This window comes from Panacagrimonas perspica, assembly GCF_004364935.1.
Classification (GTDB): domain Bacteria; phylum Pseudomonadota; class Gammaproteobacteria; order Nevskiales; family Nevskiaceae; genus Panacagrimonas; species Panacagrimonas perspica.
Map to the genome: position 1 here is coordinate 1,959,335 of NZ_SOBT01000008.1, position 26,163 is coordinate 1,985,497.

The following is a 26,163-nucleotide window of genomic DNA, read 5'->3' on the forward strand; positions in this document are numbered from 1 at the left end:
GAGGCCCCGTGTGGCCAGTTTCGTTGGTCTGCCTTACGGCAGCAGCAGCGCCGGCAGGGCGAGCAGATTCAGGCGCGCCAGCGCGATCGCGCGGGGAGCGCGAACGGCAACTGCAAGGAGGGCGACGGAACTGACCATGAGGGCAGTGTAACCAGCCGATCGCGCCGGGAAAACCCCTGGAGGCGCGAACGGTCCGGGCGGCCTGACAAGCCTTCAACGCGAAGGCGCAAAGGTCGCAAAGGAAAACCAGGGGATTTCCGGCTTTGCGCCCTTTGCGCCTTCGCGTCGGAGATTTTCCTCGGGACCGCCAGCCCGCTACGGTCAGTTCGGCGCGGGGGCTGAAGGCTTGCGCGTCCGGCGCATCAGCGCCGCGATCGGACCCGACAGCACATAGCCGAACGCTGCGAGAAACAGCACGCGCGGCGGGTCCAGGGTCGCCAGCAGGATCACGCCGACGACCGCCGCGAAGGAAAGGAATCGCACCGGCCCGCCCTCCAGCTTCTTGAAGCTGTTGTAGCGAATGCTGGTGACCATCGACAGGGCCGTCAGAAGGGTCAGCGGCGCGGCCACGATCAGCACGTCGGTCCCTTCGAACGGCACCCGCCCGGCCACCCAGACGAACAGCGACTTGCTGTCGTCGACGCAGCTCCACACGAAGAACGTGACGACGCCAGCCGCGGTCGGGCTCGGTACGCCGTAGAAATCCTTGTTGCTGCTGGCGATGGCCGCCAGCACGTTGAAGCGGGCCAGCCGCAACGCCGCGCAGGCGCAGTACGTGAACGCGATGACCCAGCCGACCTTGCCGCCGAACCACGGATAGTCGGCGAAATAGCGCAGGCTGAACGCGTACACGAGGATCGCCGGGGCCACGCCGAACGCGACCATGTCGCACAGCGAGTCGTATTCCTTGCCGAAGTCGGTCGCGGTGCCGGTCAGGCGTGCGATGCGACCGTCGAGGCCGTCCGCGACCATCGCCACCAGGATGCCGATGCAGGCCGCCTCGAAGTGGCCGTTCATCGCCATCACGATGGCGTAGAAGCCGCCGAACAGCGTGGCGGTCGTGAACAGGTTGGGCAGGATGTAGATGCCCTTGCGTCGAGCCGGAGATGCGGGTTTATCGTCCATGCTCGGATCTTGGGTCTTCGGCTCAGGTCTTGCGCAGCATCGTGGCCAGCAGGGTCTCGCCCGATCTTACGCGCTGGCCGAGTTGCACTTCCACGCGCCAGCCCATCGGGACGATCACTTCGATCTCCCGCGCCAGACGACGCAAGCCGCAACGGCGCCCCTGTCCGACCCGCTCGCCGACGCCGAGCATGACCGGGCGCGCACCGAGCAGACTGCCCCGGCCCACGCGTACCAGCAGATCCTGGCCTTCTTCGGTACGGATGCGCGAAACCGCCGCACCACCGCCGCGCGACACCGGCATCACATCGCCGGAAATCGGCGCGCGGAGACAATAACCGCCCCACAGCGACGTGCGGATGACGATGCGGATCGCCTCGCGATTGAGCACCGGGTCGTGGCACTCGCGCCGGTGAATCACGGTGCCGTCGACGGGAGCGAGCGCCCCGCGCGGTTTGCACGACACGCCATGCCGCGGATCCGCGTAAAAACCGGCCGCGGCGGGCAAGGCCGCCGCGAGCACCGCCGGAACCACCACCGCACCGCCCAGGCTCAGCAGCGCGGCCACCCCACCCAACGCACCGATCACGCCCCAGCCTTCGGGGACGATGGTCAGCAGCGGTTCGTAGGGTCGAAGCATCAGGTGAACTTCAGTTTCCGGTACCGGGGGCCCGCAAGGGGCGCGCCCGGGAACCGGAAAACCGCGTCACGAGCCGATCTTCTGGCCGATCAGTTCTTCGACTTGTCGACCAGCTTGTTCTTGCCGATCCACGGCATCATCGCGCGCAGCTGGCCACCGACGACCTCGATCGGGTGCGCGGCGTTGTTGCGACGCATCGCCGTCATCTCGGGGTAGTTGCTCTTGCCCTCGGAGACGAAGGCCTTGGCGTACTTGCCGGTCTGGATGTCGAGCAGGGCCTGCTTCATGGCCCTGCGCGATTCGGCGTTGATGACCTTGGGTCCGGTCACGTACTCGCCGTACTCGGCGTTGTTCGAGATCGAGTAGTTCATCGTGGCGATGCCGCCCTCGTACATCAGGTCGACGATCAGCTTGAGTTCGTGCAGGCACTCGAAGTAGGCCAGTTCGGGCTCGTAGCCCGCTTCCACCAGCGTCTCGAAACCGGCCTTGACCAGCTCGACGGTGCCGCCGCAAAGCACGGCCTGTTCGCCGAACAGATCGGTCTCGCACTCGTCCTTGAACGAGGTCTCGATGATGCCCGAGCGACCGCCGCCGATCGCCGCGGCGTAGGACAGCGCAACCTGCTTGGCGCTGCCGCTGGTGTCCTGGAACACCGCAATCAGGTCGGGAATGCCGCCGCCACGGGTGAATTCGTTGCGCACCGTGTGACCCGGCGCCTTGGGCGCGATCATGATCACGTCGAGGTCGGCGCGCGGCACGACCTGGTTGAAGTGGATCGCGAAGCCATGGGCGAAGGCCAAGGTCGAGCCCTTCTTGATGTTCGGCTCGATCTCGTTCTTGTACAGCTCGGACTGGAACTCGTCCGGCGTCAGGATCATGACCAGGTCGGCCCAGGCGCAGGCATCGGCCACGCTCTTGACCTTCAGGCCGCCGGTCTCGACCTTCTTGGCGGTCGCGGAACCCGGGCGAAGGGCCACGACGACATCGACGCCACTGTCCTTGAGGTTCAGCGCGTGGGCGTGGCCCTGCGAGCCGTAGCCGACGATGGCGACCTTCTTGCCCTGGATGATCGAGAGATCGGCGTCTTTGTCGTAGTAAACCTTGATGGGCATTTCTTCGCTCCGCTCAATAACTGTCAATCGGGGCCTGTCGGCCCCGTCCATTAATTCTAGAAAATCAGGCGGGCAGAGCCAGGACCTGATGGCCGCGCGAGAGCGCGGCGACGCCGCTGCGCACGAGCTCCAGCACCTTGGCGATGCGCGCCAGTTCGGCGACGAAGGCATCGATCTCGATACCGGTCCCGGCGAGCTGGACGGTCCGGGTGCTCTCGGACTCGTCGAGGATCTGGGCGCGATGGCGGCGCACGCAGTCCACGACCTCGCGGGCGGAGCCGTTCCTGGCCTCGACCTTGAGCATCACCAGTTCGCACTCGAGGTGATCGCGGGCGGCCAGGTCCTCGATCTCGACCACGTCGATCAGCTTGCGGGTCTGCTGGACGATCTGGTTGATCACCTGCTCCGAACCCCGCGTGACCAGGGTCAGGCGCGAGACGGTGGCGTCGTGCGTGGGCGCCACGGACAGGGAATCGATGTTGTAGCCGCGGGCCGCGAACATGTTGGCCACGCGCGCCAGGGCGCCGGCCTCGTTCTGCAGCAGGATGGAAATGATGTGACGCAAGGGCCGAAACGCCAGGGATCGCGGGGGCGCGACTTTAATGGCGCAGGCGTGCTCAGGCAACCCGGCTGGTCCGTCTCGCCGACCCCGCCGGGCGAGCCCGGCACCAAAATCCTGGCATCTGGACACCGGAGAACTCCGTCGTCAGGCCTGGCACCGGGCGGATCATCGTCTCGATCGACAGAGAGCACCTCGATTCGACGAATTTTCAACGCAGAGGCGCAGAGGTCGCAAAGAAAACCCGAGGGGGATTCGGACTTCGCGTCCTTTGCGTCTCTGCGTTGAAGCTTTCCTCGAACGGGTTGCCTCAAGGGATCGAAACCGGGCGATGCCAGCGGCAAATGCTGGCCTGAGGCGGAAGCGCCTGTGTTTTAATGAGCGTCTTTTCCGCCTTTTGGTTGCACTTCGAAGCCATGACTGCCCCCACGCCCTCGCCCTACCACCCCCTCACCGGAACCACGATGACCGGCGCGGACACGGTCGTACAGGTGCTGGCCGACGAGGGCGTCGACGTCATCTTCGGATACTCCGGCGGCGCGATCCTGCCGACCTACGACGCCGTTTTCCGCTTCAACGAGCTGCACAAGGTCAACGGCGCCGAGCCGATGCCGCTGATCGTACCCGCCAACGAGCAGGCCGCAGGCTTCATGGCCGCCGGCTATGCACGCGCCTCGGGCAAGGTCGGCGTGTGCCTGGTCACCTCCGGTCCGGGCGCCACCAACACGGTCACGCCGGTCCGCGACTGCATGGCGGACTCGATCCCCATCGTCGTGCTCTGCGGCCAAGTTCCGACCGCCGCCATCGGTTCGGACGGCTTCCAGGAAGCCCCCGTCAGCACGATCATGGGCTCGGCGGCCAAGCACGTGTTCCTGGTCACCGACGCCAGCAAGCTGGAAGCCACGCTGCGGACCGCCTTCGAGATCGCCCGGACCGGTCGTCCGGGCCCGGTGGTGGTGGACATCCCCAAGGACGTGCAGAACTGGTCGGGCAAGTTCGCCGGCCAGGGCGTCCTGCCGATTCCGGGTTATCGCGCCCGCCTGCGCGAAGTCACCACCAACAAGCTCGGCCCCGCCGGCGCCGGCCAGTTCCTGGAACTGCTGCGCCAGGCCAAGCGTCCGCTGATCTACGCCGGCGGCGGCGTCATCAACGGCCAGGCCTCGGCTGAACTGCGCGCCTTCGCCGATGCCTTCAAGATTCCGGTGACGACGACGCTGATGGGCATCGGCGCCTACGACACCACCGAGGCGCGCTCGCTGCAGATGCTGGGCATGCACGGCACGGCGTTCGCCAACTACGCGGTCGACGATTGCGACTTCCTGGTAGCCGTCGGTGCCCGCTTCGACGATCGCGTGGCCGGTGTGCCGGGCAAGTTCGCGCCCAAGGCGCGCGCCATCGCCCACCTCGACGTCGACCCGGCCGAGATCGGCAAGGTCAAGAAGGTCGACTGGTGGCACGTGGGCGAGCTGCGCCAGGCGCTCGAGGCCCTTCGCAGCTTCGCCGTCGATCACGGCTTCAGGCCGGACTACTCGGCCTGGCATGCGCACATCGCGAAGCTCAAGGCCGAGCATGCGATGAACTACGAGCGCGGCGGCACGCACATCCAGCCGCATGCCGCGATCGAGGAAATCAACAAGCTGACGAAGGGCACGGCCGTGGTGGCAACCGGCGTCGGCCAGCACCAGATGTGGGCTGCGCAGTACTTCGACTTCAAGGAACCCCGCCTGTGGCTTACGTCGGGCTCGATGGGCACGATGGGCTTCGGCCTGCCGGCTGCGATCGGCGCCGCGTTCGCGCGCAAGGACCGCATCGTCATCGACATCGACGGCGACGCCTCGATCCGCATGAACCTGGGTGAACTCGAGACGGCGACCACGTACAACCTGCCGGTGAAGATCGTCGTGCTGAACAACTACGGCGACGGCATGGTCAAGCAGTGGCAGCGCCTGTTCTTTGCCTCGCGCTATGCCGGTTCGGACAAGAGCCTGCATCGCAAGGACTTCATCAAGGCGGCGGAGGCGGATGGTTTTGCATTCGCCAAGCGCGTCGAGAAGAAGGAAGACCTCGCGCGCGTCGTCAAGGAGTTCATCGACTTCCCAGGGCCCGCGTTCCTCGAAGTCGTCATCGATCCGATGGCCTCGGTCTACCCGATGGTCGGCCCCGGCATGAGCTACGAGCAGATGATCACCGGCGACTGGATCCCCTCGCGCTCGAAGCAGACGACCGGCAGCAGCGACAAGGCCGACCTGTTCTGAACCCGTAGCCCGGGTGAAACCCGGGACGGATCCTCGACTCCTGACGAAAAGCCCCGGGTTTCACCCGGGCTACGAGCTGATTTGCGTGGGTTACGGCAAAGGTCAACGCAAAGGTCGTGGAGAACAACAAAGAAAGGCGCAAAGGATCATGGAAATCCTTTGCGCCTTTCTTTTTCCTTTGCCGTCGCTGCTTCAATCGCAGCTCCGTTGCGCTGGTCGTTGCCGTAAAGAACGCCCCCGGGTTACGAAGGCTTCAGGCGTTCGCCGCCGCCGGCGCGTTCACACCGGCATTCCCCGGCTTCACCGCGTTCTCGGAATGCGCGAGATGAAATTCTCGCGCGGCCTTCACGAAGCCTTCGAACAGCGGATGCCCGTCACGCGGCGTCGACGTGAATTCCGGATGGAACTGGACGCCGACGAACCAGGGATGATCCGGAATCTCGACGATCTCGACCAGCTCCTCGTCCTCCGACAGTCCGGCCAGCATCATGCCTTTCTGCGTGAGCTGCTCGCGGTAGTTGTTGTTGAACTCGTAGCGGTGACGATGGCGCTCGCTGATCGTCTCGCTGTTGTACATGGCACGAACGCGCGAGCCTGACTTCAGGCGGCAGCGCTGAACACCCAGGCGCATGCTGCCGCCCAGGTCGGAATCCGCGCTGCGCTTCTCGACCTGGCCGGAGGCGGTGACCCACTCGGTCACCAGCGCGATCACCGGGTGCGGTGAATGGGGGTTGAACTCGGTGGAATGCGCGTTACCCAGCGCGCAGACGCTGCGCGCGTAATCGATGACGGCCACCTGCATGCCCAGGCAGATGCCCAGATAGGGCATGCGGTTCTCGCGCGCGTACTTCGCGGCCAGGATCTTGCCTTCGATGCCGCGCTCGCCGAAGCCGCCCGGCACCAGGATGGCGTCCGCGCCCTGCAGCACGCGGGTGCCCTGCGACTCCAGCGTTTCCGATTCGATGTAGCGGATCTTCACGCGCGTGTGCGTGTGCAGACCCGCGTGGTACAGCGCCTCGTTGATGCTCTTGTAGGCGTCCGTCAGGTCCACGTATTTGCCGACCATGGCGACCTGGACCTCGGCATCCATCTGCTCGCGCGCTTCGACCACGCGCTCCCAGCTCGACAGGTCGGCGCGGCGCACATCGAGACCGAAGTGCTGCACCACCTGTTCGTCCAGGCCCTGCTGGTGCAGCCATCCCGGGATCTTGTAGATGTCGTCCAGGTCGATGGCCGAGATCACCGCGTTGTAGCCGACGTTGGTGAACAGCGCGATCTTGCGGCGCTCGGAATCCGGCAGCGGCCGTTCCGAACGGCACAGCAGCACGTCCGGCTGGATACCGATGCCGCGCAGTTCCTTGACCGAGTGCTGCGTCGGCTTGGTCTTGAGCTCGCCGCCGGCCTTGATGAAGGGAACCAGCGTCAGGTGCATGTAAAGCGCATTGCGACGGCCCAGCTCGTGGCCCATCTGGCGGATGGCTTCGAGGAAGGGCAGCGACTCGATGTCGCCCACCGTCCCGCCGATCTCGACCATGCAGATGTCCGCGCCTTCCGCTCCGCGCTTGATGCGCGAATGGATTTCGTCGGTGATGTGCGGGATGACCTGCACCGTACGGCCCAGGTAGTCGCCGCGGCGCTCCTTGTCGAGCACGTTGCGGTAGATCTGGCCCGTGGTGACATTCGAGTGGCGGTTGGTCTTGCCGCGCAGGAAACGCTCGTAGTGACCCAGATCCAGGTCGGTTTCGGCGCCGTCTTCGGTGACGAACACTTCACCGTGCTGGAAGGGGCTCATCGTGCCCGCGTCCACGTTGATGTACGGGTCGAGCTTGATCATGCGGACCTTGAGTCCGCGCGATTCGAGGATGGCCGCCAGACTCGCCGCGGCGATGCCCTTGCCAAGCGAGGAGACGACGCCCCCGGTTACGAAAATGAAACGAGTAGAGCCGGCGTCGGCCATGAGAAATAGGGGGGCGTTGGTTTGCGGAATTCTAACACTGGAGGCTGGTGCGGGCGGCAGCCGTTCGCCTTGATCAACTGCTTTTTGTTCCTGCGCCGAGAAGAAAAGCTTTCACCGCAAAGGCGCAAAGGGAAAAGAAAGGACGCAGAGAAAAGCACGATCCAAATGCCCGACGCCGCGGAGACGAGGTGCGCGGTCCTGTGGCGTAGCCACCATCAAAGCCTTTGCGACCTTTCATTTCCCTTTGCGCCTTTGCCGTGAAGACCCGTCTAGAAGACGCCGCCATCCGCCTACCCGCCGGCCAGTTTCCGCAGATCCACCTGCTCGCCCAGCACCAGGTCCTCCCGCGCCGCGAACCCGGGCTTGATCCACCAGACCAGCAACGGCAGCACGATCAGCGACAGCAGCATGTTGATCAGCATCACGGCCACCAGCAGCAGGCCCATGTCCGCCATGAACTTGAGATCGGACAGGAAATACCAGGGCAGGATGCCCACCAGCATGATCGTGGCGGTGAACATGATGGCCTTGCCAGTGGTCGTCAGCGCCGCGTGGATGCTGCGGCCCCAGTCCTGGCCCTGCGCGTTGAACTCCTCGCAGATGCGCGACAGCAGGTAGATGCCGTAGTCGATGCCCACGCCCACGCCGATCACCGCCACGATCACCGCGTTGATGTCCAGGCCGATCCCCAGCAGGTGCATGGCCGACAACAGCATGAAATTCGACAGGTTCACCGGCACCAGCAGGATCACGGCGGCCAAGACCGAGCGGTACGCGTAGCTCGACACCGCCAGCACCGCGATATTCACCAGCGCCAGGATCAGCCACTGGTAACGGTCGACCACCACGTTCATCGCCTGCTGGAGCGCGATGAACCCGGTGGCCAGCCGGATGCGGAAATGCGGGTGATCGATTCCCACCGCATCGACCGCCCGGCGCGCACTGGCCAGCGCGGCGTCGACGGTTTCCTGCTTGTTGTCCTTGTACCAGAGCGAAATCGTCGAATCCTGCTGCTCGAAATCGATGATGTGGCTGAAATTCACCGGGCTGGTGCCGTGCGTGATCGCAATCGCCGCGCCGGTGGTCGCCACCTCGTTCAGGTCCAGCGGCATCCACTTCGGATTGCCGCCGGCGAACAGGCGATTTCCTTCCATCATGTAATCGCTGAACGACAGCGTCTCGCGAGGCGGCAGCACCGGGTCGTTCTCGACCATCTTCTGGATCGCCTGCGACACCTGCACGACGTCGGGCGTGCGCGACACGCGCGTCTCCAAATCCAGCTTCTTGGCCTCGAACACGATCTCCAAGGTGTTGGTGCCGGGAAAGTGGGAGTTGATCGCCCGCACGGCCGTGTTGAAGTCGGAGTCGTGCCAGAGCAGGTTGCTGCCCTCCACCGGGTTGCCGATCCGGATCAGCGACGCGGTGTAGACGGCCCCCACCCCCAGCAGGACGACGACGACGCTGGTGGCGCGCGCCCTGGGACCATGGCTCAGCGACGAGAGCGCACCGAGTGCGCGCTTCTGCAGCAGGTGGATGCCGCGCTCGCGCTGCATGCCGCCGACGATCTGGTCCAGGTTCTTCGGCACCGGCAGCCAGGACAGCAGGATCGAGATCAGGAACACGCCGGTCGGGATGATCCACAGCGCCCAGAACCCGCAGAAGATCGCGTGGCGCACCATCGTCGGGATCGGCGCCACCGCGATGAAGACGATGCCGAAGACGTCCGTCAGGATGCCGAGGATCGACGGCGCCATCATGATCGCCATCGTGATCTCCGCCGCGCGGCGACGATCGCCGACGTGCTGCAGCACCTCGTAGTAGCGCTCGGTGTACTGCACGCAGTGCGAGAACGATCGCGCCATCAGCAGCAGCGGCACGATCATCAGCAGTGGCTCGATCGGCTGCCTGAGCCAGCCCGCCAGGCCGAATCCCCAGATGGCCGCCACGACGCTGCAGACGATCGGCGTCACCATGCCGGCGACGTTGCGCATGTACAGCATCAGCGCCAGCATCAGCGCGCCCAGCGTCACGAAGAAGATGCCGTAGGTCTGCTTCTGCAGGTGGTAGACCCAGCCTGTCAGCATCGGCTGTCCGGCGAGGTAGATCTCGTGGTCGGCATCGCGCGCCTTGTCGGCGAGGTCCCTGACGTACGCGAAGACCTCGCCGTAATCCAGACGGCTTTCGATGAACGTCGCGTTGACCAGCGTCGCGGTGTCGTCGCGCGAGATCAGGAACACGCGGGCGTTGGGCGAGCGCTCCACGCGACGACGGAAGTCCTCCACGTCCTCGGGATGGACCGGCGGCCGATCGTCCATCAGCGGGCGCATATCCACGCCGGTGGGCGTGGCCTCCACGTAGCGCGCCTTCTCGGTGGTGATCGACAGCACCTGGTCGTGGTCGACGCCGGGGGCAAGATCGATATCGCGCGTGACCTGCCAGACCTTGGCCAGGGTCTCGGGGTTGTAGATCGTCGGCTCGGCGTCCGCTGCGTCCGGATGGGCCAGCCGGCGCTTGATCATCAGGCTGATCGTCAGCGGATTGCCGAAATTCGGGTGGTCCTGGAAGGTCTGGACGAAGGGGTCGTCCCTCGGCAGCAGGTCCGAGAAGATCGTGCGGATCTCGACGCCCGGCAGGCCGGCGGCGAAGCCGATCGTCACGATCACGAACAGCGCCAGCACGGCGACCCGGTAGCGCATGACCCAGCGCGCAATCCGAAAACGCAGAGGTTCCATGTGTCCCGCCGCCGCTGGCTGGTTCCCGCCGACTATGGCATGTCGCTACATGTTCGCGACGTCGTCCCCGATAGAATCGCAGACCCCCACAGCCTTCCACGGACCGCGTCGATGAAAACCCGCATTACCGAAATGCTTGGCACGAAGTACCCCATCATCCAGGGCGGAATGATGTGGGTCGGTCGCGCCGAACTCGTTGCCGCCGTCTCCAACGCCGGCGCCTTCGGCATCATCACGGCGCTCACGCAGCCCACGCCCGAGCACCTGGTCAAGGAAATCGAGCGCACGCGCACGCTGACCGACAAGCCGTTCGGCGTGAACCTCACGATCCTGCCCTCGGCCAAGCCGCCGCCGTACGAGGCCTACCTCGACGCCATCCTCGACAACGGCATCAAGGTGATCGAGACCGCGGGCAACAATCCCAAGGAGTTCATCGCCAAGGCCAAGGCGCGCGGCGTGAAGATCATCCACAAGTGCACCGCAGTGCGGCACGCGCTGTCCGCCGAGCGCAACGGCGTGGACGCCGTCTCGATCGACGGCATGGAATGCGCCGGCCACCCGGGTGAAGACCAGATCGGCTGCCTGGTGCTGTTCGCGATCGCCGCCAAGAAGCTGAAGATCCCCCTCGTCGCGTCCGGCGGCATCGCGGACGGCCGCACGATGGCGGCGGCCTTGGCCATGGGCATCGACGGCATCAACATGGGCACGCGCTTCTGCGTCACCAAGGAAGCGCCGATCCACGACAAGATCAAGCAGTTGCTCGTCGACAAGTCCGAGCGCGACACGCTGCTGATCTTCCGCACGCTGCACAACACCGGTCGCGTGCTCAAGACCTCCGTTTCGGAGGAAGTCGTGGCCACCGAGAACCGTCCGGGCGGCTGCGAGTTCAAGGACATCCAGCACCTGGTCTCCGGCGCCAAGGGCCGCGAGGCGCTGGAGAGCGGCGACGAAAGCAAGGGACTCATCTGGGCCGGCCAGACGGTGGGCCTGATCGACGACATCCCCACCTGCGCCGAACTGATCGACAAGATGGTGCGCGAGTGCCGCGAGCTGCTGTCGGCGGCCCGCGACAAGGTGAACTGAGCACAGCCGCCGCCGATGACGTCCGACTTCCAGACGCGCCGCTACACCGGGGCGCAGGGCCTGCAGCTCGCCGCCGATGTCGGCGGCGATCCCGCGCACCCGCCCGTCGTGATGCTCCACGGCGGCGGACAAACGCGACACTCCTGGGGCACGGCGATGCGCGAGCTCGTCGCGCAGGGCTTCCACGTGGTGAATCTCGATGCCCGCGGTCACAGCGACAGCGACTGGTCGCCGGATGCCGACTACGAGCTCCCGACCCTGGCGGCGGATCTCAAGGCGGTGATCGCCACCTTGCGCTCGCCGCCGGCGCTGGTCGGCGCCTCGATGGGCGGCGCCACCTCGCTGTACGCGGTGGGCAACACCCCCGAACCGATCGCACGTGCACTCGTGATGGTCGACATCGTGCCCCGCATCGAGCAGGCCGGCGGCGACAAGATCGGCGCCTTCATGCGCGCCAATCCGGAGGGTTTCGCCACGCTCGAGGACGCGGCCGATGCGGTGGCCGCCTACTACCCGCACCGCCCGCGGCCCAAGGACCCGAGCGGCCTGATGAAGAACCTGCGCCGGCGCGACGACGGTCGTCTGCACTGGCACTGGGACCCGCAGCTGTTCGCGCGACCGCGCAAGGACCGGCCGCCCGAGCCGCCGCGCTTCACCGAGCAGTTGCTGCACGCCTGCCCCGGCGTGCACATCCCCACGCTGCTGGTGCGGGGCCTGAACAGCGACATCGTCGGCGACGCCGGCGTTGCCGAGTTCAAGCAGGCGCTGCCGCAGCTGGAAGTGTTCGATGTCGTTGGCGCGGGCCACATGGTGGCCGGCGATCGCAACGACGCGTTCAATCACGGCGTCGTGAGCTTCCTGAAGCGCACGATCAACCCGTAGCCCGGACGCGGTCCGGGAGCTTTTCCGCCTTCGAGCGCCGCTCCCGGACTTCGTCCGGTTAAGGGCTGCGCGCGGCCGCCAATCGGCCTAATCTGCGGATATCGAGAGGACCAGGCAGCCGGAGCGCTACCCATGATCGGAATCCCCATCGGACTGCTGACCGCCAACGCGGTGGAGTGGGCTCTCCACAAGCACGTGCTGCATGGCTGGGGCCGCACGCGGGGTACGTTCTGGTCCTTCCACTTCCACGAGCACCACAAGCTGGTGCGCCAGGGCGACTACCACGACCCGAACTACCACCGGTTCCCGCTGGGCCTGCACGCACAGGGCAAGGAAGCCTGGGGACTGATCGCCGGCAGCCTCGCGGTGGCGCCGCTGTTTCCGGTCGCCCCGTTCTTCGTCGGCACGCTGTGGTACTCGGCGGCCAACTACTACCGCATCCACAAGCACTCGCACCTCGACCCGGCCTGGGGCCAGTCGCGCATTCCCTGGCACTACGACCACCACATGGGTCGCAACCCGAACGCCAACTGGTGCGTGACGCGGCCCTGGTTCGACTACGTGATGGGCACGCGCGAGTTCACCGAAGGCAGCCCGCGCGAGAGCAACGTGCTGGGACTGCCCGGGTTGCCGGCGTGGATCGCGCGAAGGTTGCCCAAGCCGGAGTCGCTGGCCAGCGAGCATGCGGCGCCAGCGGCGCGCGCCGTTCCGACCGTCCGCGCCCGTCCGGATCAGCGTCCCACCGTAGCCCGGACGTAGTCCGGGATTCCCCTCGCAAACAGAGCGCAGCCCCGGACTTCGTCCGGGCTACGGGATCGGTCTTGCCCAATGTCGATTCCGGGGATTCCCGTTCGTCGTTCACAGGAAGGGCGCGTCGATGGCGGCGCTGCCCGGCTCCGTTCAACCCATCCTTCACGACGAGGACGCTCGACATGCAGATCAAGCACAACACGAGGATCACGCCCTGCCTGTGGTTCGACGACCAGGGCGAGGCTGCGGCCGAGTTCTACGTCTCGGTGTTCAAGAATTCGCGCATCACGCAGATCGCCCGCTACGGCGAAGCCGGCAAGGAAATTCACGGTCGCCCGGCGGGTTCGGTGATGACAGTCGCGTTCGAACTCGACGGCCAGAGCTTCACCGCACTCAACGGCGGGCCGTACTTCAAGTTCAACGAAGCGGTCTCGCTGCAGGTCAACTGCGAGACGCAGACCGAGGTCGATCACTACTGGGACCAGCTGTCGGCCGGCGGCGATCCGAAAGCCCAGCAATGCGGCTGGGTGAAGGATCGCTACGGCCTGTCGTGGCAGATCGTGCCGACCGTGCTGCAGGAACTGGTCACCGATCCTGATACCGCCCGTGCCGAGCGAGCGTTCACGGCGATGCTGAAAATGAAGAAGCTCGACATTGCCGAGCTCAAGCGCGCGGCCGGCTGACGCGTAGCCCGGACGAAGTCCGGGGTTGCGCTCTCTATTCGAGAGAAACCCCGGACTTCGTCCGGGCTACGGGCTTATTCCTTGTGATGCACCTTGCCGGCGCCATACACCGGCGTCGGAATCCCTTCGCTGCGGGCCTTGAGCTGCAGCGCCACGAACTGCGAGTAATGCCGCGACTGGTGCAGGTTGCCGCCGTGGAACCAGAGGTTGGGCTGCGCGGTGGGCTTCCACAGATTGCGCAGCTCGCCTTCCCACGGCCCCGGATCCTTGGTCGTGCCCGAACCCAGGCCCCAGCACTTGCCGACCTTGTTGGCGACCTTCTTCGAGATCAGCTTGGCGGCCCAGTTGCTCATCGAGCCGTAGCCGGTTGCGTAGACGATCAGGTCCGCCGGCAGCTCGCTGCCATCCGACAGCACGACCGAACGCGGCTTGATCTGGCTGATCGTCACGCCGCTGCGCAGCTTGACGCGGCCATCGGCCACCAGCTCGGAGGCGCCGACGTCGATGTAGTAGCCGGAGCCGCGACGCAGGTACTTCATGAACAGGCCGGTGTCGTCTTCGCCGAAGTCGAGCAGGAAGCCAGCCTTCTCCAGCCTCGCGTAGAAGTCGGCGTCGCGCTGCTTCATCGCGGCGTAGATCGGCACCTGGAACGCCGGCAGCAGCTTGTACGGAATCGAGGCGAAGATCAGGTCGGCCTTGTCCGTCGTGATGCCGTTCTTCACCGCGGACTCGGAATACAGCGATCCCAGTCCCAGCTCGAGCAGCGACTCCGAGCGCGCGATGTGCGTCGACGAGCGCTGGATCATCGTGACGTCCGCGCCGTGCTCCCACAGGTCCGCGCAGATATCGTGTGCCGAGTTGTTCGACCCGAGCACGACGCAGTGCTTGCCCTCCCAGCCCTCGCCTCCCGGATGCTGGCTCGAGTGATGCTGCTTGCCCTCGAAGGTTTCGGCGCCCGGAATCTCCGGCACCGACGCGAAGCCCGACACGCCGGTGGCGAGCACGAGCTGCGTCGGCCGCAGCACGACTTTCTGCTTGCCCCGCTTGACCGTTACTTCCCACGTGCCGCTCGCCTCGTCGAACGAGGCTTTCTGGCAGGTCGTGTTGCTCCAGTAGTTGAGCTCCATGACCTTGACGTACATCTCGAGCCAGTCGCCCATCTTGTCCTTGGGCGTGAACACCGGCCAATCCGCCGGAAACGGCAGGTAGGGCATGTGGTCGTACCAGACCGGGTCGTGCAGGCACAGCGACTTGTAGCGCTTGCGCCAGGAGTCGCCGGCCTTCGCGTTCTTCTCGATCACCAGCGCCGAGACGCCGAGCTTGCGCAGCCGCGCCGCGAGGCCAATGCCGCCCTGCCCGCCACCGATGATCAGCACGTAGGGCTGCTTCGAATAGCCGAGCTCGGCTTCTTCCTGCTCGCGCAGATCCAGCCAGGTCTTGCGGTCCTTCGAGGCGCCGTGCTCGGCGCCCTTGATGCGGCGCTCGCCGTTCTTCTCCTCGTGGCCGATGAGCTCCTTCATCGTCGTCAGCAAGGTCCAGCAACGATCGCCCTTCAGGCGGATCTGTCCGTACCCGCGCGCCACGGCGGTCTCGAACGTGATCCAGGCTTCGGTGACGCCGTCGGCGCTGGTGGCCTCGCCTTCGACGCGCCAGGTGTGCGGCTTCACGTTGTCGAGCGTCGCGGCGAGCATCGCCTTGATCTGCTTGCGGCCCTCGAGCGTCTTGATGTTCCACGTGAACGCGATCAGGTCGCGCCAGTAGGAATCCTCTTCGAACAGGTTGGCCGCCGCGGCGGCATCCGCCGCTTCGAGTGCGGCGGAAAACTTCGAGAGCCACATCACGACCTGCGCGGTGGCAGGGTTCATCGGGGCGCCGGAATCTGCGGCCATGCTGTCTTCTCCTTGGTTCTTCTTATGGGGTGCCTCGAATCGACTGCGCGCAGCGACGCCGGTTCACGCCGGACGTGCGGGCACCCATTCCTCGGGCTCCGGAAATTCGAAGCCTTCGGGGAAATCGAAGATCTCGACGGTCGTGCCGACGAGGTCTTCGGTGCCGAAGTAGGCGTAGCGAACCGTCGTCCACTTGCCCGCCTGCACGTTCTTCAGGCCGAGCTTCTCGAATTTCTCGCACTGCTGGTCGAACGTCAGGCCGTTGCAGGCCTGGCCGACGTGCTGGATGCCCTCGCCGTGCTTGGCCAGGAAATCCTTGTAGATGCTCGGGCCTTCCAGTGGCTGGATCACTTCCCACATCATCGTGCCCGACGTCGCCAGCGCCAGGCGCATCGAATAGCGCTCCGGCTTGCCCATGTACGTCTGCTCCTTCACCGTCTCGGGGCTGAAGGTGTAGATGCGCCACGGACCGACGCCGAGTTTCACGAAGCCGTCGAGCGTGCGACGGATGTCGTTGGTGACCACGCACACCTGGATGGTGTCGCCGATGAAGCTGTTGGACAGGCTCGCAGGCCCGGTGACCTGGGGATGGTTCTGGCTCACGTCGTCTCCTCGATTCATGGGGTCCCTGTTGGCGGGACCTCGAACCGCAGACTAGCAGCCCTTTTTCGGGCTGCCATGACGGGAAACCCTCAGGTGCGGACGACGGGTTCCACGAGCTGCGCCAGCAGCTGGGTGCGCGATCGCACGCCGGCTTTCATGAAGATCGAGCGCAGGTGGTTCTCGACCGTGCGCAGGCTCAGGTCGAGCTCACACGCCACATCGACGTTGCGCAGGCCGCGGACGACCCGGCGCGTGACGTCGAGTTCGCGCGCGGTCAGCCGGGCACCCTGCGCCCAGCGTTCCAGGGTGGGCACGGCGAGCGGCGGCGTCACACGCAAGTGGAACCTGTGTCCCGTGGCGTCGCCCTCGACGCCGGTCACGCACAAGTGGCCACCACCGACCACGCCTCGAATGCCCAGATCCGACAGCATCGCGCTCCAGCCGCCGTCGATCCGCACGTCGCCGCGGACCCGCCGCAGCGCGTCCAGCAACGCCGGGAAACAGAGCGAGCCGCGAGTCGGCGCCGACGCGACGGCGGCCGTGATCTCCGTCAGCTCCAGCAGACGCGCATCCGACGCGAAACGCAGGCTCCATTCCCGCTCGCGCGCCGTCGTCTCGGCGGCCTCGTCGAGACGGGACCGGAAGCACATGCGCTCGACGCTCGCGTGGAAGGCCGGCGCCAGCGCATCGGCCTGTTCGAGTTCGAACGAGAAATCGCGGCCCGAACGCGGCCGATGGAAGCCGAGCACGACCACGCGCGAGGGATCGAACTCCGGCCGCACCATCAGTCCGAACACGTGCTGCACGTCGATCGCGCGCAGGAACTCGTTGTAGTACTCGGTGCCCAGCAGCGCGCCGCTCGTGCATCGATCCGACAGCCGAACCACCTTGTGGACATTGGGCGCCAGGGCGCGCGGATCGCACAGGCCGAAGCTGGGCGCGCACACCGGATCGAGATCGACGAAGTGCGCGCTGTAATCCGCGATGGCGCGGATCGGCATGCGGATCTGCGCCGCGCGACCCAGCAGCAGCTTGTCGTCACCATCGCGGCGCATCTCGAATACGCAGCTGCTGCCGGCGTCGAAGAACCGTGTCAGACACGGCAGCACGTCGGTCGCGAGCTGGTCGAAGGTCTCGCAGGACAGGATGTGATTGGCCAGCGCCAGGCTCGGTGCGGTCGGTTTGTTCTCGCTCGGCGCCATCGTCAGGTCCGGATGAAACGTCCGGCGAACGTTAAATCAAGCCCGGGACGAGTGCATCACCGTAGCCCGGGTGAAACCCGGGGTCGCGCTCCGTTTTCGAGGGGAACCCCGGGTTTCACCCGGGCTACAGATGACGTACGAAGAAATCCCGCGCCGCGCCGCTGCTGTCCGCGAACCGGTCGAGATACGGGATGTAGTGATCCCCGGGAATGACGAGCAGTTCCTTGGGCTCGCGTGCCGCATAGAACGCGCGCAGCGCGATGTCCGTCGCCGTGATGCGGTCTTCCTCGGCGACGATCATCAGCAGCGGGGTCGGACTGATGCGCGGCATCCACGGCATCGCCTCGTATTCCTGCCGCAGGTCCAGCGAGTTCACCGTGAGCCGGTTCGGCCAGGGCGCGCCGCGCGTCCGCACGTAATGATCGAAGTAGCGATGGCTCATGCGCGTTGTCGTGTCCCCGGGCTTTTCCGGGTCGTCTTCGCAGACGGTGACGATGCGCGACGCCGCACCCGACGCCCGCTCCCACCGGTCCTGCTCCAGCATCTTGCGGTACTCGATCCGGGCTTCCGCGGACATCGCCTTCTGGGTGCTCTCGAACGCGCTGATGTAGGGAACCTGGCTGACCACCGCCTTCACGCGACGGTCCAGCGCCGCTGCCATCAGCACCAGCCCGCCGGTGTAGCTCGTACCCCAGATGCCGATGCGCTGCGGATCGATCTCGGGACGCGACTGCGCGAACGTGATGGCGTGGCCGTAATCGCGCCGCTGCGCGACCGGATCGATCTCGTCGCGCGGCGTGCCGTCGCTGGCACCGAGATTGCGGTTGTCGTAGACCAGTACGGCGAGGCCGGCGGCGACGAAGACCTCGGCGTAATCGTCGAGGCCCATTTCCTTGAGCGCGCTCAGGCCATGCGCCATCACGACGGCAGGACATGGACCGCTGGCGTTCGCCGGTACGTACAACCAGCCGCGCAGGGTCGTGCCGGCTGCGTCGAACGCGATGTCGGTGCGCATCACCCGGCGCGCGGATCGATCACCAGCGCGCGCACCTCGATGCTCTCGCGCGGCTGGAACTGCGCCGGCTGGTGCGGATGCCGGAAGCCCGTGTGCGGCGTGAAGCGCGTCGCCGAGGATTCGTCGGAGTCGAAACCCTTGAACACCAGCACCTCGTCGGCCTGCATCGCCGACGCGTAGTACCAGCGATGCGACGGGTTGTGCAGCAGCGAAAAGATTTCCCCGCTCAGGCGCGGCGCAGTCAGCTCGTCTTCCATGTAGTGCCGGATCGGCGTCGGCACGAGGTCCTCGGGCGCAACCGACAGGGCGTGGCACAGCGCCAGCGGCAGGTCGACGACCGGTCCATGCAGCGGGCGCCACACGTTCACCAGCATCGTGCGCTTCGGCGCAGGCCCCTGGTAGCCGCGCTGCGCCATGATCTCGCCGCCGCGGCGCAGACCCGAGGCCGCGGTGTAGTCGCCGTGCGCCATGTCCACCGGCGCGCGCACGCCCGCCTCGCCTCGTGCCGCGCGACCGACGCTGCGCACGTTGTGGTCGAAGATGAAGACCTCGGCGGCGCCGGTCAGCGCCTTCAGGTACGCCTCCATCTCGCCGTAGTAGATCGCCTTGACCTTCGCGTCGTCGAAGAAATCGCGGAACGGCGAGACCTGCTGGCGGAACACGAAACCGTCGCGCTGCAGATCGAGCGAGTCGGCGATCTCGCGGCAATCGGCGATGTGGCAGGGGTAATAGGTCTTCGGAGGACCTTCGGGTTCGCGCCCGCTCGATGGCGGCCACACGGTGTACTGCGCGTCGATCGCGCCTTCCGTCAGATACGCCAGCGGCGCGTCGACGCCGGCCAGCGGGGCCGCTTCGCGGCGGGAAGAAGCATGCAACGTGGAAGTGTTCATTGACCGAAGGTTCCGTCCGGGTAGTCGGAGTGACAGGTGATGTTGGCGGGCAAGGTCAGCCAGGGCTGACCGCTGGAGCACCAGATCGCGAAGCTCGGCTGCAGCGAGGACTTGTCGTCCAGCGTGCCGCCCATCATCGAGCGGATCTCCGGATATCGATCCAGCGTGATCGATACCGCGGAGCCGCAGGTTGCGCAGAAGTGGCGACGCAGCGCGCCGTCGCCGGACTCGCGGCTCTCGTACGTGCTGAGCCGGCCCTCGATGGTCACCGCTTCCATCGGGAAGACGACGCCGATCAGGAAGGCGGAACCCGACTGGCGCTGACAGCGCTCGCACTGGCACAGCCCGACGCTTGAGGGGCGGCCTTCGAAGCGGTAGGTGACGGCGCCGCACAGGCAACGTCCCGTTCCTCCTTCGTTCTGCTGCTGTTGCATGGCCTGCTCCGGCGTCGGCGATGAGGCGACCCTACACGCTGCGGCGTGGCTCAACATCGGCTTTCTTCTTCATGTTCCGTTAACTTATCCTTCACGATATGGGCGACCCCAGTTTCGACGGCCTGTCGGCGTTCCTCTCGGTGGAGCAGCACCGCAGCTTCACGCGGGCAGCGCGCGCACTCGGCGTGAGCACCGCCGCAATCAGCCAGACGATCCGCCGACTGGAGCAGCGCCTCGGTGTTCCGTTGTTCCAGCGCACCAGCCGGCAGGTCGCACTTACCGAAGCCGGACAAGCCTTCCACGCACGCGTGCGGCCGGCGGCGGAGCAGATCGCCGAGGCGCTCGAAGCGCTGAACCTGTTTCGCGGCCGGCCGGTGGGACATCTGCGGCTGACCGCGCCGCGTATCGCGCTGCCGCTGGTGGTCGAACCCATCGTCGCGCAGTTCCGCCGCAACTTTCCGCAGATCTCCATCGACGTGCGCGCCGACGACGCCATCGTCGACCTGCAGGCCAAGGGCCTCGATGCCGGCATCCGTTTCGGCGACAGCGTGGACAACGACATGGTCGCAATCCGGCTGACGCGCGACGTCACCTGGCGCGTGTACGCAGCACCCGACTATCTCGAACGATGCGGCACGCCCGCCAAGCCCGAGGACCTGGCGACGCACGAGTGCATCCAGTACCGCTTTCCGACCTCCGCTGCGCTGCAGCGATGGGAGTTCATGAAAGGAGCGCGCCTCGTGCACGCACCGCTACGCGAGACCATCGCCGTCAGCGACAGCCTCTCGCTGTTGTCGATGGCGCTGCGAGGCGCCGGCCTGATCTACGCCGCCGACCTGTCGATCGCGGCGGACATCGCGGCCGGACGGCTGGTCGCCGTGGTGCCGAAAGTCACGCGTCGCACGCCGGGTTTCTTCCTGTATTTCCCCAAGCGCATGCAGTCGCAGACCAAGCTGCGTGCGTTCATCGACACGGCGGTGCGGTTGCGCGAAACGCGGTCGCAGGCATAACCCGTAGCCCGGGTGAAACCCGGGGTAGCGCTCGATATACGAGACAAACCCCGGGTTTCACCCGGGCTACGTCGACGTCGTCCATCCGGGCGCATCCCTCAGGGCCCGACGCAGGTCCATCCCGGTTTCACAGCCGTTATCGTTGTCGTCGCATCGACAACGCAGGACGCAGGGCATGACACAGACTCACCTCCGGCGCGGCATCGAGTTCGTGGAAGCGGAACTACCTTACCTCGCGCCTTCGGACACGCCGCCCTACCGCTACACCTACGACCCGCCCCCGGGTGTAGCCAAGGAAGTCGGCGAACTCGATCACCGTCGCACGCGCATCTGGAGCGGCTGGTCCGAAAGCAGCGCGCTGTCGCTCGACGTCCACGGCTTTTCCATCGGCACGCATCCGACGCCGTTCACGAGCTTCTACGATGCGGACGCCATCGAGCGCGACTACTACCCGGAAATGGAGCGCCTGGTGCTGGCGCATACCGGCGCACGCCGCGCGATCGTGTTCGACAAGAATGTGCGCCATGCGCCGAGCGCGGACACGCCGACGACGTTCCTCGGCCGGCCGGCGCGGCTGGTCCACAACGATTACACGACGACCTCGGCGCCGCAGCGCCTGCGCGACCTGCTGGATCCGGCCGACGCGGAAGCCGCACTGCAACGCCGCTACGCCTTCATCAACCTGTGGCGTCCCATCGTCGAGCCGCTGCGCGATGCGCCGCTCGCGCTGTGCGACGCGCGCAGCGTAGCGCCCGAGACGGTCGTCACCTCGGCGCTGATCTATCCCGATCGTCGCGGCGAGGTGTACCGGCTCACGTACAGCCCGCAGCATCGCTGGGTGTATTTCCCGGACATGCGCGTCGACGAGCTGATCTTCATCAAGTGCTACGACTCGCTCGAGGATGGCCGGGCGCGGTTCTCGGCGCACACCGCGTTCGACGATCCGAGCTGCCCTGCCGGGTCGCCGCCTCGGCAGAGCATCGAGATCCGCACGCTGGTGATGTGGTGACAAACCCGTAGCCCGGGTGAAACCCGCGGCTTCTCTCGACGGGCGAACGCAACCCGGGTTTCACCCGGGCTACGGTTAGATTCCGCGGAACGTCGCGAACTGGTCCAGCGGGAGCCGGCGCGTGCGCAGGCTGTTCACCGGCGCATCCGGGTCGGCATAACCGATCGCCATGCCGCAGAACAGCATCAGTTCTTCCGGCGGCTGCAGGAATTCTGCGATCGTCTTCGGATAGACCGACCAGCACTCCTGCGGGCAGGAGTCCAGGCCGCGCTCGCGCAGCAGCAGCATCAGGGTCTGCAGGTACATCCCGAGGTCCGACCACTGCGGGCGGCCCATGCGACGGTCGACGTAGCAGAACAGAGCGGCCGGCGCGTCGAAGAACTGGAAATTGCGCGCGAACTGCCGCATGCGGCCGGCCTTGTCGGTGCGCGGTGTGCCCAGCAGCGCATACATCTCTTCGCCCACGGCGTAGCGCTCGGTGCGGTGCGGCTCCCACAGATCGGGCGGATAGATCTCGTACTCGGTGGGATCGCTGGTCGGCCCCGTTGCCAGGCGCTTCTGCATTCGCGCCTTCAGATCAGTCAGCGTGTCGCCGCCCAGCACGTACAGGCGCCAGGGCTGCAGATTGCCGCCCGAGGCGGAACGAGCCGCGAGTGCGACCGCCTCACGCAGCACCTCGCCCGAAACCGGGGTGTCTAGAAAGGCGCGCACGCTGCGGCGGGTATTGACGGCTTCGGTGACGTTCAAGCGGGGCTCCGTGTGGCAAAGGGAATCGTGACCGACAGCGTAGCCCGGGTGAAACCCGGGGTGGCCCTTCGAACCTCGGAAAACGGCCCCGGGTTTCACCCGGACTACGCCAATGCCGATGCCGGGCTGCCAAGCCACGTAAAATCCCCGGCTCGCCGTCCCGTTCCGCTGTCCGATGTCTGAAAACGCGCTGCCCCTGCCCGAAACCGCGCTTGCCCTGCACGCGGTGGAGGTCGCGCTCGCGCGCAAATCCTCGGTGCTGGCCGTGGCGGGCAACGAACAGCAGGCGTACCGCATCGAATCGGCGCTGCGATTCTTCGCCTCCGGACGCATCCCGGTGCTGCACCTGCCGGACAACGAGACGCTTCCGTACGACCCGTTCTCGCCGCACCAGGAACTGCTGTCGGACCGCATGGCCGCGCTCAACGCGCTGCCGGCGCTGGCGCAGGGCATCGTGCTGGTCACGGCCGATGCGCTGATCCAGCGCCTGCCGCCGCGCAGTTTTCTCGACGCGCGCTCGCTGAACATCAGGGCCGGACAGAAGCTGGACGCGCATGCTTTCCGCGAACGGCTCGTCGCCGCCGGCTACGCCTCGGTCGGCGAAGTGCAGACCCAGGGCGAGTTCGCGGTGCGCGGCGCGATCATCGACCTCTATCCGATGGGCTCGAACGAGGCCTACCGCCTCGACCTGTTCGACGACGAGATCGAGTCGATCCGCACCTTCGACCCGGAGACACAGCGCTCGACCGACAAGGTCGAAGCCGTGCGACTCCTGCCCGCGCGCGAATTCCCGATCGACAAGGAAGGCATCGAGACCTTCCGGCGCCGCTACCGCGAGTATTTCCCCGGCGACCCGGCGCGCTCGCGCATCTACGCCGAGATGAGTCGCGGGTTTCCGCCCGCGGGCATCGAGGCCTGGCTGCCGCTGTTCTTCGCCAGGACCGCGAGCCTCACCGATTACCTGCCGCCGGATATCGCGGTGCTGCCGCTGGCGGATCTGTCCGCCGCGCTGGCCGCGGACTGGGCGCAGATCGACGATCGCTTCGAGCGGCTGCGCGGAGACATCGAGCGACGGCTGATGAAACCGGCCGACCTGTTCATCGAGCCGTCGATCGCGCTCGAGGAACTCGAATCGCTCGAGCAGGTGCCGCCCCCCACGATCCAGGCGCAGCCGTTGCCCAGCCAGGGCGAGCAGATCAAGCGCCACCTCGGCGCCACGACGAATCGCGTGCTGTTCATCGCCGAGTCCGCCGGCCGCCGCGAAGCGTTGCTCGACTGGCTCAAGCCGCAGGGCATCCTGCCGCGACAGCACGACGGCTGGTCCTCGTTCGCCGACGACAAGAACAAGTACGGCATCACGCTGGGGCCCCTGCAGGACGGCCTCGAGTTCGAAGCGCTCGGCATCTCGCTGGTGGCCGAACCGCAGGTGTTCGGCCAGCGCGCGCCGGTGGAATCGCGCAAGCGCGCGAACAAGATCCGCGATCCCGAGACGATCCTGCGCGACTTGTCCGCGCTCGCCATCGGCTCGCCGGTCGTCCACATCCAGCATGGCGTGGGCCGCTATCGCGGCCTGCAGCGGCTCGAGGCCGGTGGCGTCGAAGCCGAGTACCTGGTGCTCGAATACGCGCCGCGCAGCGGCAGCAAGGAGCCGGACAAGCTGTACGTGCCGGTGGGGTCGCTGCAGCTGATCCATCGCTACACCGGCAGCGAGGAACAGTCCGCGCCGCTGCACAGCCTGGGCACCGAACGCTGGGGCAAGGCACAGGCCAAGGCGCGCGAGAAGGCCAACGACGTGGCCGCCGAGCTCCTGCAGATCCAGGCGCGTCGTGCGGCCAAGCAGGGCGTCGCGATCGACATCATCGACGACGACTACAAGCGTTTCTGCGAGGGCTTCCCGTTCACGACGACGGCCGACCAGCAGAAGGCGATCGACGCTGTGCTGGCGGACCTGTCCAGCGAACGTCCGATGGATCGCGTCGTCTGCGGCGACGTCGGCTTCGGCAAGACCGAGGTCGCGCTGCGCGCCTGCTTCGCGATGGCGCGCGCCGGCAAGCAGGTCTGCGTGCTCGCCCCCACGACACTGCTGGCACAGCAGCACGAGAAGAATTTCCGCGATCGGCTGGCCGACTGGCCGATCCGTGTCGGCGCGATGTCGCGCATGCGCACGACCAAGGAACAGAACGCGTCGCTCAAGGAGCTCGAGGAAGGCAAGCTCGACATCATCATCGGCACGCATCGACTGCTGCAGCCGGACGTGAAGTTCAAGAACCTGGGCCTGGTGGTCGTCGACGAGGAGCATCGCTTCGGCGTGCGCCACAAGGAGCGCCTGAAAAACCTGCGCGCCGAGGTGGACCTGCTGACGCTCACGGCCACGCCGATCCCGCGCACGCTCAACATGAGCCTGTCGGGCCTGCGCGACATGTCGATCATCGCCACGCCGCCGGCCTCGCGCATCGCGATCAAGACCTTCGTCGCCGAGTGGGATCGCAACCTGGTCATCGAGGCCTGCCAGCGCGAGCTGCGCCGCGGCGGCCAGATCTATTTCCTGCACAACGAGGTCGCGAACATGGAGAAGTTCGCGCGCGACGTGCAGGAGATGGTGCCCGAGGGCCGCGTGCGCTTCGCCCACGGCCAGATGCGCGAGCGCGAACTCGAGCAGGTGATGCTCGACTTCTATCACCAGCGCTTCGACATCCTGGTGTGCTCGACGATCATCGAATCCGGTATCGACGTGCCCACCGCCAACACCATCCTGATCGATCGCGCCGACCACCTGGGCCTGGCACAGCTGCACCAGCTGCGTGGCCGCGTCGGCCGCTCGCATCACCGCGCCTACGCCTACCTGCTGGTGCCGTCCAAGCGTGCGCTGACACCCGACGCCGAGAAGCGGCTCGAAGCCATCGAGACGCTCGGCGATCTCGGCTCGGGCTTCGCGCTGGCCACGCACGATCTCGAGATCCGCGGCGCTGGCGAACTGCTGGGCGAAGACCAGTCGGGCCAGATCGAGGAAGTGGGCTTCACGATGTATGCCGAACTGCTGGCCCGCGCGGTCAAGGCGATCCAGCGCGGCAAGCTCGACGACGCGCCATTCGGCCTGGCCGCCTGCGAGGTGGACATGGGCGTCTCGGCACTGATCCCGGACAGCTACGTTCCCGACGTGCACATGCGCCTGGTGCTGTACAAGCGCGCGTCCGAGGCGACTGACGAGTCCGCCCTGGACGAGCTCAAGATCGAGATGATCGACCGCTTCGGCCTGCTGCCGCCGCAGGCCGAGCGGCTGGTCGAGGCCGCCCGCGTGCGCATCGCCGGCGAAGCCCTGGGCCTGCGCAAGGTGCGCGCCGGCAGCCGCAGCGCCGTGCTCGACTTCGGACCCGAACCGAAGATCGAGACGCCGCGCCTGATCCGGCTGATCCAGCAGCAGCCCAAGATCTACAAGCTCGAAGGCCAGAAGCGGCTGCACATCAACGCCATGCTCGATCCACCCGAGGGTCGCGCGGACCAGATCCTGAATCTTCTCGAAGCGCTGAAGCCCAAAGCCGCGCCCGCCGCGCCGTAGGTGCTGGGGTACGCTGTTGTTCGATGATGGCAA

21 protein-coding genes are annotated in these 26,163 nt (G+C 66.4%); 8 read left to right on the forward strand and 13 right to left on the reverse strand.

Translation table 11 applies throughout. The features are described from left to right. Window positions 1-321: 321 nt before the first annotated feature. The 4 genes from pssA to ilvN form a co-directional block, all read right to left on the reverse strand. Window positions 322-1,125 carry a CDP-diacylglycerol--serine O-phosphatidyltransferase gene (pssA, locus tag DFR24_RS08860; RefSeq protein ID WP_133880907.1) on the reverse strand — a complete coding sequence of 268 codons (804 nt, stop codon included), beginning with the start codon at window positions 1,123-1,125 and terminating at the stop codon, window positions 322-324. Window positions 1,126-1,147: 22 nt separating this feature from the next. After that, window positions 1,148-1,762 (reverse strand): phosphatidylserine decarboxylase, encoded by a 615-nt coding sequence (locus tag DFR24_RS08865; RefSeq protein ID WP_133880908.1) that lies wholly within the window; start codon window positions 1,760-1,762, stop codon window positions 1,148-1,150. A gap of 89 nt (window positions 1,763-1,851) precedes the next feature. Beyond that, window positions 1,852-2,868 carry a ketol-acid reductoisomerase gene (ilvC, locus tag DFR24_RS08870; protein WP_133881538.1) on the reverse strand — a complete coding sequence of 339 codons (1,017 nt, stop codon included), beginning with the start codon at window positions 2,866-2,868 and terminating at the stop codon, window positions 1,852-1,854. Window positions 2,869-2,938: 70 nt separating this feature from the next. After that, window positions 2,939-3,439 (reverse strand): acetolactate synthase small subunit, encoded by a 501-nt coding sequence (ilvN, locus tag DFR24_RS08875; RefSeq protein ID WP_133880909.1) that lies wholly within the window; start codon window positions 3,437-3,439, stop codon window positions 2,939-2,941. Window positions 3,440-3,849: 410 nt separating this feature from the next. Here ilvN and ilvB point away from each other — a divergent pair, with 410 nt between their 5' ends. After that, entirely contained in the window at window positions 3,850-5,688 is a 1,839-nt protein-coding gene (gene ilvB, locus DFR24_RS08880) for a biosynthetic-type acetolactate synthase large subunit (RefSeq protein ID WP_246051563.1), read from the forward strand. Window positions 5,689-5,941: 253 nt separating this feature from the next. Here ilvB and DFR24_RS08885 read toward each other — a convergent pair whose 3' ends face one another. Together DFR24_RS08885 and DFR24_RS08890 are read right to left on the reverse strand one after the other, a co-directional pair. Further along, the gene (locus DFR24_RS08885) at window positions 5,942-7,645 is read right to left on the reverse strand and encodes a CTP synthase (protein WP_133880911.1); all 1,704 of its coding nucleotides are present in this window, start codon (window positions 7,643-7,645) and stop codon (window positions 5,942-5,944) included. Window positions 7,646-7,935: 290 nt separating this feature from the next. Then, the gene (locus tag DFR24_RS08890; RefSeq protein WP_133880912.1) at window positions 7,936-10,377 is read right to left on the reverse strand and encodes an efflux RND transporter permease subunit; all 2,442 of its coding nucleotides are present in this window, start codon (window positions 10,375-10,377) and stop codon (window positions 7,936-7,938) included. A 39-nt stretch (window positions 10,378-10,416) separates the two neighbouring features. Between DFR24_RS08890 and DFR24_RS08895 the strand changes: the two genes are divergently transcribed. From DFR24_RS08895 to DFR24_RS08910, 4 genes are all read left to right on the forward strand, one after another. After that, on the forward strand, window positions 10,417-11,460 hold the full coding sequence (locus DFR24_RS08895) for an NAD(P)H-dependent flavin oxidoreductase (RefSeq protein ID WP_133880913.1): 1,044 nt from the start codon (window positions 10,417-10,419) through the stop codon (window positions 11,458-11,460). A gap of 15 nt (window positions 11,461-11,475) precedes the next feature. Then, window positions 11,476-12,342: an alpha/beta fold hydrolase gene (locus DFR24_RS08900; protein ID WP_133880914.1), complete on the forward strand. Its 867-nt coding sequence runs from the start codon at window positions 11,476-11,478 to the stop codon at window positions 12,340-12,342. A 132-nt stretch (window positions 12,343-12,474) separates the two neighbouring features. Further along, on the forward strand, window positions 12,475-13,101 hold the full coding sequence (locus DFR24_RS08905) for a hypothetical protein (RefSeq protein ID WP_210772284.1): 627 nt from the start codon (window positions 12,475-12,477) through the stop codon (window positions 13,099-13,101). Window positions 13,102-13,274: 173 nt separating this feature from the next. Then, the gene (locus tag DFR24_RS08910) at window positions 13,275-13,775 is read left to right on the forward strand and encodes a VOC family protein (RefSeq protein WP_210772285.1); all 501 of its coding nucleotides are present in this window, start codon (window positions 13,275-13,277) and stop codon (window positions 13,773-13,775) included. A gap of 74 nt (window positions 13,776-13,849) precedes the next feature. Here DFR24_RS08910 and DFR24_RS08915 read toward each other — a convergent pair whose 3' ends face one another. The 6 genes from DFR24_RS08915 to DFR24_RS08940 all read right to left on the reverse strand — a co-directional run bounded on the left by DFR24_RS08915 (window position 13,850) and on the right by DFR24_RS08940 (window position 19,808). Continuing rightward, a complete protein-coding gene (locus tag DFR24_RS08915) occupies window positions 13,850-15,664 on the reverse strand; it encodes a flavin-containing monooxygenase (protein ID WP_246051565.1) in 1,815 nt (604 codons plus the stop codon). A gap of 63 nt (window positions 15,665-15,727) precedes the next feature. Next, the gene (locus DFR24_RS08920) at window positions 15,728-16,267 is read right to left on the reverse strand and encodes a VOC family protein (RefSeq protein ID WP_210772286.1); all 540 of its coding nucleotides are present in this window, start codon (window positions 16,265-16,267) and stop codon (window positions 15,728-15,730) included. A gap of 89 nt (window positions 16,268-16,356) precedes the next feature. Then, the gene (locus DFR24_RS08925) at window positions 16,357-17,469 is read right to left on the reverse strand and encodes a helix-turn-helix transcriptional regulator (RefSeq protein ID WP_133880916.1); all 1,113 of its coding nucleotides are present in this window, start codon (window positions 17,467-17,469) and stop codon (window positions 16,357-16,359) included. 124 nt (window positions 17,470-17,593) lie between these two features. Continuing rightward, on the reverse strand, window positions 17,594-18,484 hold the full coding sequence (locus DFR24_RS08930) for an alpha/beta hydrolase (RefSeq protein WP_133880917.1): 891 nt from the start codon (window positions 18,482-18,484) through the stop codon (window positions 17,594-17,596). Next, a complete protein-coding gene (locus tag DFR24_RS08935) occupies window positions 18,484-19,374 on the reverse strand; it encodes a CmcJ/NvfI family oxidoreductase (RefSeq protein ID WP_133880918.1) in 891 nt (296 codons plus the stop codon). The genes DFR24_RS08930 and DFR24_RS08935 overlap by 1 nt, the downstream gene beginning before the upstream one ends. Then, window positions 19,371-19,808 carry a GFA family protein gene (locus tag DFR24_RS08940; protein ID WP_162851117.1) on the reverse strand — a complete coding sequence of 146 codons (438 nt, stop codon included), beginning with the start codon at window positions 19,806-19,808 and terminating at the stop codon, window positions 19,371-19,373. Before DFR24_RS08940 ends, DFR24_RS08935 begins: the two co-directional genes overlap by 4 nt. Before the next feature lie 98 nt (window positions 19,809-19,906). Here DFR24_RS08940 and DFR24_RS08945 point away from each other — a divergent pair, with 98 nt between their 5' ends. Both DFR24_RS08945 and DFR24_RS08950 read left to right on the forward strand, forming a co-directional pair. Further along, complete coding sequence (locus DFR24_RS08945; RefSeq protein ID WP_133880920.1) at window positions 19,907-20,818, forward strand: LysR family transcriptional regulator; 912 nt, start codon at window positions 19,907-19,909, stop codon at window positions 20,816-20,818. A 175-nt stretch (window positions 20,819-20,993) separates the two neighbouring features. Beyond that, the gene (locus DFR24_RS08950) at window positions 20,994-21,827 is read left to right on the forward strand and encodes a CmcJ/NvfI family oxidoreductase (RefSeq protein WP_133880921.1); all 834 of its coding nucleotides are present in this window, start codon (window positions 20,994-20,996) and stop codon (window positions 21,825-21,827) included. A gap of 75 nt (window positions 21,828-21,902) precedes the next feature. On the opposite strand, the gene DFR24_RS08955 is transcribed toward DFR24_RS08950, so the two are convergent. After that, window positions 21,903-22,574 carry a nitroreductase gene (locus tag DFR24_RS08955; RefSeq protein ID WP_133880922.1) on the reverse strand — a complete coding sequence of 224 codons (672 nt, stop codon included), beginning with the start codon at window positions 22,572-22,574 and terminating at the stop codon, window positions 21,903-21,905. Window positions 22,575-22,749: 175 nt separating this feature from the next. On the opposite strand from DFR24_RS08955, the gene mfd reads away from it, so the two are divergent. After that, window positions 22,750-26,130, forward strand: coding sequence for a transcription-repair coupling factor (mfd, locus tag DFR24_RS08960; protein ID WP_133880923.1), 3,381 nt, complete (start codon window positions 22,750-22,752; stop codon window positions 26,128-26,130). Window positions 26,131-26,163: the final 33 nt, after the last annotated feature.

Bases quoted from the DNA above. Each gene is read 5' to 3' on its own strand.
- pssA (WP_133880907.1), bottom strand. From the start codon at position 1,125: ATGGACGATAAACCCGCATCTCCGGCTCGACGCAAGGGCATCTACATC.
- DFR24_RS08865 (WP_133880908.1), bottom strand. From the start codon at position 1,762: ATGCTTCGACCCTACGAACCGCTGCTGACCATCGTCCCCGAAGGCTGG.
- ilvB (WP_246051563.1), top strand. From the start codon at position 3,850: ATGACTGCCCCCACGCCCTCGCCCTACCACCCCCTCACCGGAACCACG.
- DFR24_RS08885 (WP_133880911.1), bottom strand. From the start codon at position 7,645: ATGGCCGACGCCGGCTCTACTCGTTTCATTTTCGTAACCGGGGGCGTC.
- DFR24_RS08890 (WP_133880912.1), bottom strand. From the start codon at position 10,377: ATGGAACCTCTGCGTTTTCGGATTGCGCGCTGGGTCATGCGCTACCGG.
- DFR24_RS08895 (WP_133880913.1), top strand. From the start codon at position 10,417: ATGTCGCTACATGTTCGCGACGTCGTCCCCGATAGAATCGCAGACCCC.
- DFR24_RS08900 (WP_133880914.1), top strand. From the start codon at position 11,476: ATGACGTCCGACTTCCAGACGCGCCGCTACACCGGGGCGCAGGGCCTG.
- DFR24_RS08905 (WP_210772284.1), top strand. From the start codon at position 12,475: ATGATCGGAATCCCCATCGGACTGCTGACCGCCAACGCGGTGGAGTGG.
- DFR24_RS08910 (WP_210772285.1), top strand. From the start codon at position 13,275: ATGCAGATCAAGCACAACACGAGGATCACGCCCTGCCTGTGGTTCGAC.
- DFR24_RS08915 (WP_246051565.1), bottom strand. From the start codon at position 15,664: ATGGCCGCAGATTCCGGCGCCCCGATGAACCCTGCCACCGCGCAGGTC.
- DFR24_RS08925 (WP_133880916.1), bottom strand. From the start codon at position 17,469: ATGGCGCCGAGCGAGAACAAACCGACCGCACCGAGCCTGGCGCTGGCC.
- DFR24_RS08930 (WP_133880917.1), bottom strand. From the start codon at position 18,484: ATGCGCACCGACATCGCGTTCGACGCAGCCGGCACGACCCTGCGCGGC.
- DFR24_RS08935 (WP_133880918.1), bottom strand. From the start codon at position 19,374: ATGAACACTTCCACGTTGCATGCTTCTTCCCGCCGCGAAGCGGCCCCG.
- DFR24_RS08940 (WP_162851117.1), bottom strand. From the start codon at position 19,808: ATGCAACAGCAGCAGAACGAAGGAGGAACGGGACGTTGCCTGTGCGGC.
- DFR24_RS08945 (WP_133880920.1), top strand. From the start codon at position 19,907: ATGGGCGACCCCAGTTTCGACGGCCTGTCGGCGTTCCTCTCGGTGGAG.
- DFR24_RS08950 (WP_133880921.1), top strand. From the start codon at position 20,994: ATGACACAGACTCACCTCCGGCGCGGCATCGAGTTCGTGGAAGCGGAA.
- mfd (WP_133880923.1), top strand. From the start codon at position 22,750: ATGTCTGAAAACGCGCTGCCCCTGCCCGAAACCGCGCTTGCCCTGCAC.